The organism is Chloroflexus sp., from assembly GCF_034435895.1.
GTDB lineage: Bacteria > Chloroflexota > Chloroflexia > Chloroflexales > Chloroflexaceae > Chloroflexus.
On the sequence record NZ_DAOTWH010000352.1, the window covers coordinates 21,489 to 35,521 of the forward strand.

Annotated in this window: 10 protein-coding genes; 7 read left to right on the forward strand and 3 right to left on the reverse strand. The window is 60.7% G+C overall.

Features of this window, described 5'->3' with window-relative positions; all coding sequences use genetic code 11:
* Window positions 1-56 precede the first annotated feature (56 nt).
* Entirely contained in the window at window positions 57-530 is a 474-nt protein-coding gene (locus U9R81_RS19560; RefSeq protein WP_322497084.1) for an SRPBCC family protein, read from the reverse strand.
* 179 nt (window positions 531-709) lie between these two features.
* Complete coding sequence (locus U9R81_RS19565; RefSeq protein WP_322497085.1) at window positions 710-1,999, reverse strand: MFS transporter; 1,290 nt, start codon at window positions 1,997-1,999, stop codon at window positions 710-712.
* 207 nt (window positions 2,000-2,206) lie between these two features.
* On the opposite strand from U9R81_RS19565, the gene U9R81_RS19570 reads away from it, so the two are divergent.
* Genes U9R81_RS19570 through U9R81_RS19595 form a run of 6 tightly spaced genes read left to right on the forward strand, consistent with a single transcriptional unit; the run spans window position 2,207 to window position 10,072 of the window.
* The gene (locus U9R81_RS19570; protein WP_322497086.1) at window positions 2,207-2,914 is read left to right on the forward strand and encodes a DnaD domain protein; all 708 of its coding nucleotides are present in this window, start codon (window positions 2,207-2,209) and stop codon (window positions 2,912-2,914) included.
* A 46-nt stretch (window positions 2,915-2,960) separates the two neighbouring features.
* Window positions 2,961-3,644 carry an ATP-binding protein gene (locus U9R81_RS19575; protein WP_416181000.1) on the forward strand — a complete coding sequence of 228 codons (684 nt, stop codon included), beginning with the start codon at window positions 2,961-2,963 and terminating at the stop codon, window positions 3,642-3,644.
* 40 nt (window positions 3,645-3,684) lie between these two features.
* Entirely contained in the window at window positions 3,685-4,614 is a 930-nt protein-coding gene (gene argF / locus U9R81_RS19580) for an ornithine carbamoyltransferase (protein ID WP_322497088.1), read from the forward strand.
* Window positions 4,615-4,639: 25 nt separating this feature from the next.
* Window positions 4,640-7,909, forward strand: coding sequence for a tetratricopeptide repeat protein (locus U9R81_RS19585; RefSeq protein WP_322497089.1), 3,270 nt, complete (start codon window positions 4,640-4,642; stop codon window positions 7,907-7,909).
* 2 nt (window positions 7,910-7,911) lie between these two features.
* Window positions 7,912-8,742, forward strand: coding sequence for a diadenylate cyclase CdaA (gene cdaA, locus U9R81_RS19590; protein WP_066783562.1), 831 nt, complete (start codon window positions 7,912-7,914; stop codon window positions 8,740-8,742).
* A gap of 1 nt (window position 8,743) precedes the next feature.
* Window positions 8,744-10,072, forward strand: coding sequence for a YbbR-like domain-containing protein (locus tag U9R81_RS19595; protein ID WP_322497090.1), 1,329 nt, complete (start codon window positions 8,744-8,746; stop codon window positions 10,070-10,072).
* A gap of 110 nt (window positions 10,073-10,182) precedes the next feature.
* On the opposite strand, the gene gyrA is transcribed toward U9R81_RS19595, so the two are convergent.
* Window positions 10,183-12,651 (reverse strand): DNA gyrase subunit A, encoded by a 2,469-nt coding sequence (gyrA, locus tag U9R81_RS19600; protein ID WP_322497091.1) that lies wholly within the window; start codon window positions 12,649-12,651, stop codon window positions 10,183-10,185.
* A 160-nt stretch (window positions 12,652-12,811) separates the two neighbouring features.
* Here gyrA and U9R81_RS19605 point away from each other — a divergent pair.
* Window positions 12,812-14,033: thioredoxin domain-containing protein (locus U9R81_RS19605; protein ID WP_322497092.1), on the forward strand; the 1,222-nt coding region annotated here is incomplete at its 3' end.

Sequence of the window (14,033 nt, forward strand, 5' to 3'; positions counted from 1 at the left end):
CAGAGCACCATTGCGATGGCGCTCTGCGATTATACCAGAGACGGGAAGAGTGTTACTCAGGCAGCGGCGCGGGCTGACACCGATTGGCGAGTGTGACGAGCGACGCCACGCAGGGCGGTTTCCAGATCAGCCCCCAGCATATCAGCGACGGTTTTTTCAGGCACGAACGATGCCATCATCCCCAGCATCGGCGCAAGGTCGATGCCCATAACCACTTGGATATCAGTGCCGTTGACGGCTTGGTTGATTACCCAGCGCGTTTCGACCGGCAGCGGCGTGCGCACCGTGAACACAATCTCGCGGTTGTCTTGCCACGCCAGATCACCTTCGCAGCGGATGGTGCCAAACAAGCCACCCATTGACATATAGGTGACGAGGCGGGCATGGCGGGCCACATCGTCGCGGTCGAACAGCTCAGTCTTCTGCACGCGCGGCAAAATTTGGCTAATCAAGCTGGGATCTGACAGCGTCGTGAACACCTGCTCAGGCGTAACCCCCTCAATGTGGCAGCGCCGTCCTACTTTAATCATGGAATTCTCCTGTCTCTGGTAATGTCAATGTTTTGCACAATTAGCATAGCACTGTTGCACAGATATGTCAATAGGTGTAGACACCGAAATGTGAGGAGTGAGCAAGATTGTCGAACGAAGGAACATTGCTCAGGATGCGGAGTGCAGCAAGTTGCCGCACTTCGCATCGTCAACGGCTGCTAGTCGCCATGCACCCCCACCTCGGCGGTGACATTGGCATTCGTCGCGATCGGCTGGGGCAGCGCGACCAGCCGGCTGTGCAGCGTGCCGAACAAGACCGCGAGGGCGCTGGCCAACAACCCGGCGCCAATCAGGTATGGCGCGCTCGGCCCGATCAGGTCGAACAGCATACCGGCCAGCAGCGGCCCAACGACCATTGTGAGGTTGGTGAAGGCCTGCACACCGCCAAGGGTCGTGCCCTGCTCGGTTGCCAGCACCGATTGCGAGACAAGGCTGGTCAGCGACGGCGTAACCATCCCGCTGCCGAGGGCGACTAGACCGACAGCTAGGAAGAGCATCCAAGCAGCGGTGACCAATCCGGTCGCGACGAAACCGATCGTCATCAAGGTCAAGCCGGCAATAGCCAGCCGCGCCTCGCCGAATTGCGGCACCAGCTTGCGGATCAGAAAGCCTTGCACAATCACCGCAATCAGACCGATGAACGCGAAGACCAGCGCGTTCTGTTGCGGGCCAAACCCGAAGCGGACATCGCTGTAGACGGCGAAGTTGCTTTGCAAACCAGCGAAGGCGAGGTTCAGCAGCATGCTGCCGAGGATGAACGGTTGGACACGGGCATCACCGGCTACCGTAGCCAACCGGCTGATCGGGTTCAGGCTGCGCGACACAGTCTGGGCGCGCTTCTCCGGCGGCAGCGACTCAGGCAGGCGGAAGAAACCGAAGGCGAAATTGGCGAAGCTGAGGGCAGCGGCGAAGAGCGCCGGCGCCTGCAAACTAACGTTAGAGAGTAGACCGCCGATGGCCGGGCCAAGCATAAAGCCGAGGCCGAAGGCCGCGCCGATCATACCCAAGCCGCGCGCGCGCTCGTTGGGCGGGGTGACATCAGCAATATAGGCTTGCGCCGTGCTAATGCTGGCGCCGGTGATACCGGCAGCGATGCGGGCAAGGAACAACAAGCCGATGACCATCTCGACGCCAAGGAAGGTCAGATTCTCGGCCAGCGCAAATACGAGATAGCTGAGACCAGCGCCAAACAGGCTGAAAAGCAGTACCGGACGGCGGCCAAAGCGATCGCCAAGTGCGCCGAGGATGGGCGCGAAGAGAAACTGCATCAGCGCGTATGAAGCGGTCAGCGCGCCGACGATCAGCGCGCGATTATCGGCCAGCCACGGCCAGCTCGAACGTTCGACGATTTTGGCATATTCGGGCAGCAGCGGCAGCACAATACCGATGCCGAGCAAGTCAATGAAAATGGTTAAGAAGATGAAGAACAGTGGTGAGCGGCGTTTCATGGATTTCAACCCTCATAGATGACGGGCAACTTGCAACCAGAAAGGTTTGCTGTGCAAATTATATGACGTTTCACAGCTTTTGTCAATACTTTGCACAGAATTTGCCCAAAGTCTGTGCAAGGAGAGATGTGGTAGCATGGAAAGCCAAAGCACGGTATCATACGAGCTGAGCGGCAGCGACCAACACCTTCCGGCAGCAGGAGCAGTATGGCATTCAACGGCTTTACCACCGAACGGCTCACCGGCATCCCGCCGGAGTTTTTCACCGACGTGCTGCCGGCGATTACAAAACCGAGCGAGCTCAAGGTCACGCTCCACCTGTTTTACCGGCTGAGCCGCTTGCGCAGCCGTCCGCGCCGGATCAGTTGGGATGATCTCCGTGACGACGACCTCTTGCGGCGCTCGTTACAGGCGCTCAGCTCGCTCCGTTCGTTTGAGGAACTGCTCGACGAGGGGTTGGCGGCGGCGGTGCGGCGCGGCACGGTGCTGCATCTAGTCGAGCCGCTCGATGGGCGGGTGCGCAGTTGGTATCTGATCAACACGCCGGCCAATCGGGCATGGGCCGAGCAAGTGGCCGCGAGCGGGATTACGCCGCCGGCTGATGAGCTGCGCGAGCGGACGGGACTCATCGAGTTATACGAACAAAATATTGGTTTGGTGACGCCACTGTTGCTGGAAGAATTACGCGCTGCCAGCGCCCGCTACCCAGCTGAATGGCTAGAAGACGCTATTCGCGAGGCGGTGCGGGCCAATGTGCGCTCGTGGCGTTACATTCAGCGTATGCTGGAGAGGTGGGCCGCCAATGGACGAGAATCTGCGCCGTATCAGACCGGACGACCTATCGATATTGAAAAATATACCCGCGGACAACTCGGATACCTCTTCCGCCGTGGAAGCGACGAGAGCGACCTCTGAGGCGGTGTGCCCGATTTGTCGCGGGGCCGGCTATTATACGCTCGATGTGCCGTATGGCGATCCCAACTTCGGCGTGCTCATCACCTGCCGTTGCAAGCAGGCCGAGAAGGAGCGCCGCCGGTTTGAAGAGCTGGAGCGGCTCTCGAATCTGGCCCCGTTGCGCGACAAAACCTTTGCAACGTTTGATCGCACCGTGCCCGGCGTGCAGCGGGCCTTTGCCCGCGCCTACGAATACGCCCAAAATCCGCAGGGCTGGCTGATTTTATTCGGCGGCTACGGCTGCGGCAAGACCCATCTCGCGGCGGCGATCGCCAACGAGGCGCTTGATCGCCATACGCAAGTGCTCTTTACGGTTGTGCCCGACCTGCTCGATCACCTGCGTTCGACCTTCGGCCCCAACTCGGAAACGGCCTACGATGAGCGCTTCGAGCTGGTGCGCGATGTGCCGCTGCTGATCCTTGATGATCTAGGGACGGAAAACACCACGCCGTGGGCGCGGGAAAAACTTTACCAGATCATGAACCATCGGTATAATTATGCTCTACCGACGGTGATCACCAGCAATCGTGACCCGAAGGATATTGATCCGCGCATCCTGTCCCGGATGTTTGATGCGGCCATCTGCCGCGAGCGGATCTTGATCGAAGCTGGTGATTATCGTCGCCTGAGCCTTGAACAACGGTATCATCCGCGCCGGCAGCGGGGCGATAGTTCCCGTTCGCAACGGTAACGCTGGGCGCGCGATCGAGGAGAACTGAAAGCATCGCACTATGACCCTACGCCATTTTCTTTCGGCGGCCGACCTCAGCCGCGCCGAAACCGAAGCTCTGCTCGATCGGGCGGCGGCGCTCAAGGCAGCATGGCGCGCCGGCATTACCGATGATCGGCCTTTGTTAAGCCAGACGCTGGCGCTCGTCTTTGAGAAACCTTCGTTGCGCACGCGGGTGGCGTTTGAGGCCGGTATGACGCAGCTCGGCGGCCATCCTTCCTACCTCTCGGCGAACGATATTGATATGGGCGGGCGTGAGAGCGTGCCCGATGTGGCCCGCAACCTCAGCCGTTGGGTAGCGGTGATTGCAGCGCGGGTCTTTAAGCACGCGACCGTCGAGACGCTGGCCCGCTATGCAACGGTACCGGTGATTAACGCCCTCTCTGACCGCGAGCACCCCTGCCAAGCGTTGGCTGATATGCTGACCCTGCGCGAGCGGTTTGGCCACCTGCAAGGGCTGACGCTGGCCTACGTCGGCGACGGAAATAATGTCTGCCATTCGTTGATGTTATTAGGAGCGACGTTGGGGGTCAATGTACGGGTGGGTTGCCCGCTCGATTACCGGCCGGCGCCTGATATCACCGAACTGGCCGAGCAGTTAGCCCGCGAGCACGGCGCGACGTTGACCATTACCGCCTCGCCGGTGGAGGCGGTGAGCGGCGCTGATGCGGTGTATACTGATGTATGGGCCTCGATGGGCCAAGAGCACGAAGCGGCCCGCCGCCGGCCGATCTTTACGCCGTATCAAGTGAATGCGGCGTTGATGGCCCACGCTGCGCCGCATGCGCTGGCGATGCACTGCTTGCCGGCGCATCGTGGTGAAGAGGTGACGGCAGAGGTGATCGATGGGCCGCAATCGGTGGTGTTTGAACAGGCGGAAAACCGGCTCCACGTGCAAAAGGCGCTGATCTTGCTGTTGTTGGGGAAGTAGCGCCGGTAGAAGTGGAAAGAGCGCTATGGCAGGCAACCGGGCAATCTTCGATCGGGCGATGGAGCAGTGCCGGGAGGCATCGACGCAAGGGCGCTGGGAAGACGCGCTACGCGCGGCGGTACGGGCATTGCAAGAGTTTCCGCAAGATGTGGAGGCGCGCACCGCTGCTGCCGTCGCTCTGTTCCAGACCAACCGGCTGGACAAGGCGCTCCAAGCGTTTGGTGATCTGCACGAGGCCGATCCGAACAATGCGTTTTATATCAACTACATTGCCCAGTGTTACCGCCGGCAGGGTGATACCGCGGCTGCGGTCGAGGCATACAGCGCATTGGCCGATCTACACAGCGCGCAGCGGCGCGCGTTGCAAGCTGCCGAAGCGTTGCGCGAATTGCTCGCGTTGCAGCCGGAACTTGACGATCAACGTCGCCGCTTAGCCCAACTCTACGAAGATATTGGCGCAATGGCTGAAGCTGCCGAGACCCATCTCGAATTAGCGCAGCGGCTCATTGCGCAGAACGATTCAGCCGCCGCTTTGCAAGAAGTTGAATGGGCATTGCGCCTAGCGCCGAAGCATCGCGTCGCGCGTGAATTGGCGGCGCACCTGCGCGAACAGCTCGGCGGGCAGACCGGTGCGCCACCCATTCGCGGCACGAGCAGTTTGCGGCCTGCTCATCCGACCGGTATGCTGCGCGGTTCGGCTGCGCAACCCGAACAATTGGTCGCTGAGGCGATCGCTTGCCAGCAAGCCGGCGATGAAGAACGGGCCGTCACGCTTTATGAGCAAGCCATCCAAGCCGGGCTTGAGCGGGCCGATGTGCTCTATTCGCTTGGCTTGCTCTACCAAGGCCGCGGCGATCTGAAAGCGGCAGTGGGGGTGTTGACGCGGGCCGCTGGCGATCCGGAATATGCCCTGTCGGCCCACTTTGCCTTGGGGCAGGTCTATCAGGCGCTGGGCCAGTTGCCACAGGCGGCCCAAGAGTTTGAAACAACGATTGGGCTGGTTGATCTCGAAACGATTGGGAAGGCTGAGGTTGATGACCTGATCGCGATGTATGAGAGCGCAGCCACCATTTACGAGCAGATTGGCGATTTGGCCCGCGCTTCGATCCTCTATGGCACTTTGGCCGACTTTCTGGCTAGCAAACGGTGGGGGCGCGATCGGGCCGCCGAGTTCAAGAATCGGGCCAAAGAGTTGGCCGATCGCAATATGTTCGCCAAGTTGCGCACGATCGGCACCGGCGTCTTGCAGCCTCAGCCGCCGCCACCCCCGCCTGAACCGCCGTTAATCGATGCTGAGAGCAAGCGGTGGGGGAAGATCCGGCCCATCACCGATTTCCTCCGTTCGGCAAAGAAGTTAGAGGATGAACCGGCGCCGCCGAGCGTTGCATCCACACCCGAACAGTTGCCGATCATCGAGCGCCTGAGCGTACCGGCAACACTGCCGAAACCGGAATTTCCGCCGCCAACCCCGCTTGACCCGACCGGCCTTGATGAGGTGACGGCTGGGTGGTTGGAACTCAGCAGCACCTATCTCGAACAGGGTTTGCTGGATGCCGCGCTCGATGCCTGTATGGAGGTGATCCATCACAATATCGAGTATCTCCCGATCCATCTCCGTATGGGTGAAATTTACGAGCGGCAGGGCCGGCCTGAAGAGGCACTGGCGAAGTACCAGTTATTGATCGAGACCTATCGGGTGCGGGGTGAGGCGGAAAAAGCGATTGATGTCTACTTCCGTTTTATCGAGTTGTCGCCCGATACAGTCAATGCGCGCTCGAAACTGGCCGAATTGCTGAAGCAGGCTGGGCGCCTCGATGAGGCGGTGACCCAGTTGTTACAAGTTGCCAACACCTACTTCCGCCTTGGCCAAACCAACAAGGCGCTGGAAGAGTTTCGCCGCTTGCTGCAATGGGCGCCAAGCCATCGCGAAGTGCATGCCCAGTATGGCTTGGCTTTGCTCAAGCTCGAGCGGTTTGAAGCGGCGCTCGATGAGTTCCGGCAGGCGCTGGAGCTGGGTTCGCCCGATGATCCGGTGGCGTTGGCCCGGCTGAACATCACACTGGCGCTGATGGGTGAACAACCCGCTGTGATCTGGGATTCGTTGGCAACCGTGTTAGCCCAGTTGCGCCAGCGCCCCAGCGAATTTGCCGCCGTGCAAGCCGAGTATCGCGCCGCCTTTTTGATCGTCGATCGGGCGTTGCTGCACTATATGCTGGCAATCATCCAGCAACAGCACGAGCAGCACCATCTGGCGCTGATGGAACTGGAACAGGCCCAGATTCTGCTGGCGAGCGAGCCAGATCCGATGTTGCCGCTGGCGCTGGTCTATCGCGCGGCAGCCGATAGCTACATTGCCTTGGGCCAAGCTGAGGCGGCGCTTGATCAGTTACGGCGGGGACAGGCCGTTGCCGGACAAACGACCCCTGAACCGTCGATCCGCCATCCCTTTGCCATTCCGCCTTCGCGCGGTGATCTCGTGCGCCGGATGGCTGAAGCTTACGCGATGAGCGACGATCTAGCCGGCGCTGAACAGGCGTTGCTCGAAGCCAAAAAGCTGTTGCCGTATGATCGGGCGATCTATACCAAACTCGCGAACGTCTATTTCCGGCAGGGGAAATTGGCTGAAGCACTGGCCCAGCTTGATGAACTCGCTACCTACTACGAGGAGCATCAACAGCTCGACCGCGCGATCGAGGCTCTTGAGTCGGCGGTGAAACTGGCCCCCAACCATATCGGGATGAGCAGCCGGCTGGCTCGTATGCAACTGCGGGTTGGCAAACTGGATAAGGGATTAGAAGGATTGGTACGAGTGAGCGAGCTGCAAAAGCGCGCCGGCCAGTTGAAGGATGCGGTGGCCTCGTTACAGGAAGTGGCGCAGACCTATTGGATGATGAGCAATCACGAGCGGGCTCGCGAAATGTACGATCGAATTGTCCAAATTGCGCCCAACGATATTGATGCGCGCCAATGGTTAGCCTTAATGCACACGCTAAGCCGCCGCACCAAAGAGGCGATTAGCGAAAAGAAGCAGATCGCGCGCATTTTTGCCCAACAACGTGATTACGACAACGCGATCGCTGAATTACACCAGATTATCGGTCTCGACCAGCAAGATCTGGAAGCCTATTTCATGCTGTACGAAATGCTCATGCGGCGCGAGGAGTATGGGCAAGCGGTCCAGCTTTGCCGGCGGATGCTCAAGATGCCGGGGATCGAAACCGAACGGGTAGAAGCATTGTTGAGCGCCGCCAATCGGATGCTTGAGCAACGGAAGCCGGCGCCGCCACAGAGTTGATGATGGTAGAGCTTGAGCGTCTCTGGGCGCGGCTGAATCCGCTCACCTCGCCCTTTACGCTAATCGACATCCTGATCGTTGCGGCGTTTTTCTATTGGCTGCTCGGCATTGTGCGCGGCACCCGCGCCGTGCAATTGCTGCGCGGCGTCGGTATTTTGTTGGCGATTGCCTTCCTCATGCCGTCGATCGCGAGCGACCGCTTGACCCTGCTGAATTGGCTGGTGGTCAACGTGATTTCGCCAGCTTTGATTGTGGCGATCCCGGTGCTCTTTCAGCCAGAATTGCGGCGCGCGCTCGAAAGTCTTGGTCGTTCGAGCGATCTGTTTGGCCGGCCATTTGGCGGCGCTAACCGCTCTGAATTGCTCGAAACGATTACGGTCATTAGCCGCGCCGCCGCCCAACTCTCGCAACAGGGGGTGGGTGCGTTGATGGTGATCGAACGGCGCACCCAACTGCAAGAATTTGCCGATCGAGGTGTGATCCTCGATTCGCGCATTTCAGTGCCGCTCCTACTCAATATTTTTTACCCTAATTCGCCCCTGCACGATATGGCGGTGATTATTCGCGGTAATCGCATTTTGGCCGCCAATGTGGTATTGCCGCTCAGTGAAGATATCGCCGGGCCGCGCCGTTATGGTACGCGCCATCGCGCTGCCAAGGGGATTACCGAACAATCCGATGCGCTAGCGGTGGTGGTGTCGGAAGAGACCGGTGCGATTTCGCTGGTCAGTGATGGCCGGTTGGTTAGTTATCTGACCGAAGCCCGGTTGCGGACGATGCTGGCCGACCTGATGCAGGTGCCGCTAGAACCGGAAGCGAAGAGGGCGGCATGACATGAATGGTGTGCGCTCGATCATCTTGCGTGTGTTGCTGGCGGTCGGTTTGAGCTTTGCGCTCTGGTCGTTCGTCTCGTTTAGCGAGAATCCAGAAGAGACGGCCCGGTTTGAGGATCTGACCCTGCAACTTGTCGGTTTGGCCGATAATTTGATCGTCGTTGATGCCAATGGCATCCCCACCACCTCATTCCCAACGGTTGACGTTACGCTCCGTACCGATCGCCGCCAACGCTCGGAATTGCGCCCAGTCGATATTCGAGTGGTGGCCGATCTGAGCGACCTTGGCCCCGGTGATCATCTGGTGCCGATCAACGTACAGCCGACCCGCAGCAATCTGTCGTTTAGCGTGCCCGCCGGCGGGGTCGAACCAGCGGCGATTAGTGTGCGGCTGGAACCGGTTGAAACGGTGACGGCGCCGATTAATCTGGAAATCTTCGGCTCGCCGCCCTTTAGCTTCGAGCGGGGCACGCCAGAATTGCGCTACAACGGCGAACCGATTAGTACGGTGACAATCAGCGGCCCCCAGAGCCGGGTGCGGCGAGTGGTGGCGGTGCGGACGGTGGCGAATATCGCCCAGTTGCGCGCCACCTATATCGCTCCCCTCAGTCTGACCCCGATTGACGCCAACAATCAACCGGTTGATGGCGTGCAGGTACGGCCAGCCTCGATCACCGTCATCATTCCAATCAATCCGGTGGTCGGTTTGCGCTTAGTTCCAGTATCGCCGGTCGTGATCGGTTCCCCGGCGCCGGGTTTTGCCGTGACTAGGATCGAGGTGGAACCGCCGCTGATTACGCTGACCGGCAGTTCCGGCCCACTCGATGCGATCAATCTCTTGCAAACCGAGGCGATTGATATTAGAGATGCGCGTGAACCGGTGGTTCGGATTGTGCCGCTGATTATTCCGGCCGGCACATCGCCGGCGCAGGGTGAGCCAGACGCGGTGCAGGTGACGATCAACATCGCCCCTATCCCGTTACCATTTCAGGTGCGTCTGCCGGTAGAGGTGATCTTTACCGGCTTGAACCGAGATTTGCTGGCTTCGGTGCGGCCAAATGTGGTTGAGCTGACCTTTGCCGGCACGAGTGCGCAGCTCAGCGCGCTTGCTTCAGCGCCGCTGGTGGTGCAGCTCGATCTCAGCACCTTTGGCCCCGGCAGCTACCAGTTTGCAGTCCGCCCCGCCTTGCCGAGCGGTGTGAGCATTGTTGGCGACCCGCCTGAGGTGACGGTGACGATTGTGCCGGTTCCCACACCGACACCGATCCCTACCCCTGAACCCTCGCCGGACGCTGAACCAACGCTAACGCCAACCCCGGATACGGGGTGAGGGATGGCAACGTAAGGCCGGATGTGATGATGGCGCGGCGCATGGGCAACGATACGGGCGGGTTGGCAACCCGCCCGTACAGTGTGATTGGCTAGCTTGGTCGCTGCGCGTCACCCCATTGGGTCGATAAGCGTTGGCGCGGCGCCATTGCCGTTCTCGTCGGGGCCTTCCACCGAGAGAGCAGCAACGCGATCACCAGAAGCGACATTCACGACCGTCACGCCTTGGGTCGCCCGGCCCAAGCGTGAAATCTCGCTGGCGCTGGTACGCATCACCATACCGCCGGTCGTGATGAAGGTGAGCAGCGAGTGCTCATGCACAACCGCGGCGGCGGCGACTTCATCGGTTTCGTTGCGCAGCTTGATCGTGATCACACCGCCGGTTGCCCGGCCCTTCACCGGGTACTCGCTGAGCGCGGTGCGTTTGCCGATGCCGCGGGCGGTGACAACGAGCAGATCGGCCCCTTCTTCGGCCAAATCCATACTCACCACCCGATCGCCATCGGCCAGATTGATCCCGATCACGCCGGTGGCCGGGCGGCCCATCGGGCGCACTTCGCTCTGCTCGAAGCGCAGCGTCTGCCCACGCGCGGTTGTGAGCAAGATGTCTTCGTGGCCGTGGCTGACCCGCACCCACCCTAGCACATCGCCCTCTTCCAACCCGATCGCAATCAGGCCGTTCGAGCGCACTTGGCTATACTCGCGCAGTTGGGTGCGCTTAATCTTGCCGCGCACCGTCGCCATCACCAGATACTCGGCGTCAAATTCGCGCACGGCCAGCATCGAGGTCACTTGCTCACCCGGTTCGAGCGACACAAGGTTGACCAGCGGCAGGCCTTTGGCGGTGCGCGAGCTGTCGGGCACTTCGTGGGCCTTGATCTGGTAGACCTTGCCGCGGTCGGTGAAGAAGAGCAGGTTATCGAGCGAATTGCAGGTCAGCAGGTGGCGGACAATATCCTGCTCGCGGGTGAGCATGCCCTTGATGCCGCGCCCGCCGCGGCGCTGGGTGCGGTAGGCGTCGGGCAATTGGCGCTTGATGTAGCCGCGGTCGGTGAGGGTAATCATCACCCGCACATCGGGGATCAGATCCTCGTCGCTGACCGCGCCAGTGACGTCAGGAATAATGCGGGTGCGGCGCGGGTCGCCGTACTTCTCCTTCAAGCGGGCAAGGTCTTCTTGGATCAGGTGCAGCACCTTGCGCGGATTGGCCAAAATATCTTCGAGTTCGGCGATCAGTTTGATCACCTCGCGGTATTCGTCCTCGATCTTCTGGCGCTCAAGCGCAGCCAGCCGGCGCAGTTGCAGATCGAGAATCGCCTGCGCCTGCCGTTCGGTGAGCGAGAAGTTGCGCATCAGGTTGTTGCGCGCGCTCTCGGCAGTGCGCGAGTCGCGGATGGTCTGGATCACCGCGTCAAGGTTATCAAGCGCGATCTTCAAGCCTTCGAGGATGTGGGCGCGCTCGCGGGCGCGGGCCAGATCGAACTCGGTGCGGCGGCGGATGACCTCTTGGCGGTGGTTGATGTACTCTTGCAGCAGCCGCTTGAGGGTCAAGACGCGCGGCTGGCGACCATGCTCGACCAGCGCCAGCATATTGATGCCGAAGGTGGTCTGCATCTGGGTGTGCTTGTAGAGCGCGTTGAGCACCTTCTTGGGTTGGGCCTCTTGCTTGAGCAGGATCACTAGCCGCATACCGTTGCGATCGCTCTCGTCGCGCACATCGCGGATACCCTCGATCTTGCGGTCTTTGACCAGCTCGGCGATGCGCTCTTGCAGGCGGGCCTTGTTGACCTGATAGGGCAGCTCGGTGACGACGATCATAAACGCGCCGCGGCCTACCTCTTCGATGTGGGTCTTGGCCCGCAGCGTGATCTGGCCGCGCCCGGTGCTGTAGGCGGCCAAGATGCCTTCGGTGCCCAAAATCAACCCAGCGGTGGGAAAATCGGGGCCGGGGATGATTTGCATCAGCTCTTCAACGGTCGCTTCCGGGTTGTCGATCAGATAGCTGATCGCGTCGCACAGCTCACCGAGGTTGTGAGGCGGGATGTTGGTGGCCATACCGACCGCGATGCCGGAAGCGCCGTTGAGCAGCAGGTTGGGCAAGATGGCCGGCAACACGACCGGCTCGCGGTAGCTGCCGTCGAAATTGTCGCGGAAATCGACCGTGTCTTTCTCGATCTCGCTCAGCAACTCTTCGGCGATCGGGGCGAGGCGAGCTTCGGTGTAGCGCATCGCCGCCGGCGGGTCGCCGTCAATCGAGCCGAAGTTGCCTTGGCCGTCGATGAGCGGGTAGCGCATGCTCCATGGCTGCGCCATACGGGCCAGCGCATCGTAGACGGCGCTGTCGCCGTGCGGGTGCATCTTGCCGAGCACATCACCGACGATACGGGCGCTCTTTTTGTAGGGCTGGTTGCTGCGGAAGCCCATATCCCACATCCCGTACAGGATGCGCCGCTGCACCGGTTTGAGACCGTCGCGCGCGTCGGGCAAAGCGCGCGAAACGATCACGCTCATCGCGTAACTGAGGTAGGCCGTCCGCATCTCGTTGGTGATGTTGACGGGCCGGACGATGCCGATTTCCATTGGTTGCTCCGTTAGTCGGTTTTAGCGCATCATAATGCGATGTTTGCCATCTCTTATTATACCCGATCCGGGCGGTTTTGTCGAATACTTGCGAAAATATGTTCTACTCGTGGCATTTGTGCTACAATTCAGACAGCATCTGCTATCGAAAGGAGGAGTCATGGACGCCGGCGCGCGCCCGCTCAACCGGTTGGCGAACGAGGCCAGCCCGTATCTGCAACAACACGCCGATAACCCGGTCGATTGGTATCCGTGGGGCGAGGAGGCGCTTGAACGCGCCCAGCGTGAAGATAAGCCGATTCTGGTCAGCATCGGTTATGCCGCTTGCCACTGGTGCCACGTGATGGCCCACGAGAGTTTTGCTGACCCAGAGGTGGCGGCGATCCAGAATGAGCATTTTATCAATATCAAGGTCGATCGCGAAGAGCGGCCCGATCTCGATAGTATCTATATGGCAGCGGCGCAAGCCTTAACCGGCAGAGGCGGCTGGCCGCTCAATGTTTTCTGTTTGCCCGACGGCACGCCGTTTTATGCCGGCACTTACTTCCCGCCCGACGCCAAAGCGGCCCGTTACCGCATGCCGAGCTGGCGGCAGGTGTTGCTTTCGATTGCCGAGGCGTACCGCACCCGCCGCGCTGACGTCACCGCTTCCGCCCACGAGTTGCTCGACCATATCAAGCGGCTGGCCCAGCCCTTGCCCGAAACCGCTTCAGTAGACGGGGCGCTCGTGATGGCTGCCGCCGAGAAGATCGGGCGCGAGTTTGACCCGCAGTACGGCGGGTTTGGCGATGCGCCAAAGTTTCCCCAGCCGTTGGTGCTGGAGTTTTTGTTGCGCGCCCATCTGCGCGGCGATGTGCAGGCTTTGCCGATGCTCCACCAGACCCTTGAACAGATGGCGCGCGGCGGAATGTACGATCAGGTGGGGGGCGGCTTCCACCGCTACAGCGTTGATGCGCGCTGGCTGGTGCCCCACTTCGAGAAGATGCTCTACGACAACGCGCTGCTGGCTGAAGTCTACCATCTGGCGGCGCTGGTTACTGGCGATCCCTTCTTGGCCCGCATCACCGATGAAACCTTTGCCTACATGCTGCGCGATCTGCGCCACCCCGACGGTGCGTTTTTCAGCAGCGAAGACGCCGATAGCTTGCCGGCTCCCGGCGCGGCCCATGCCGAAGAGGGCGCGTTTTATGTCTGGACGCCGGATGAGTTGCGGTTGGCGCTCGGCGACGATGCGACGCTGGTCGGCGCGTACTATGGGGTGACGCGGCAGGGGAACTTTGAGGGCAAGTCGATCTTGTTCGTACCGCGCCCGCCGGAGGCGGTAGCAGCGCGGTTGGGGGTGCCGGTCGAGCGGCTGGAGGCAACGGTGGCGCGCGCCCGCC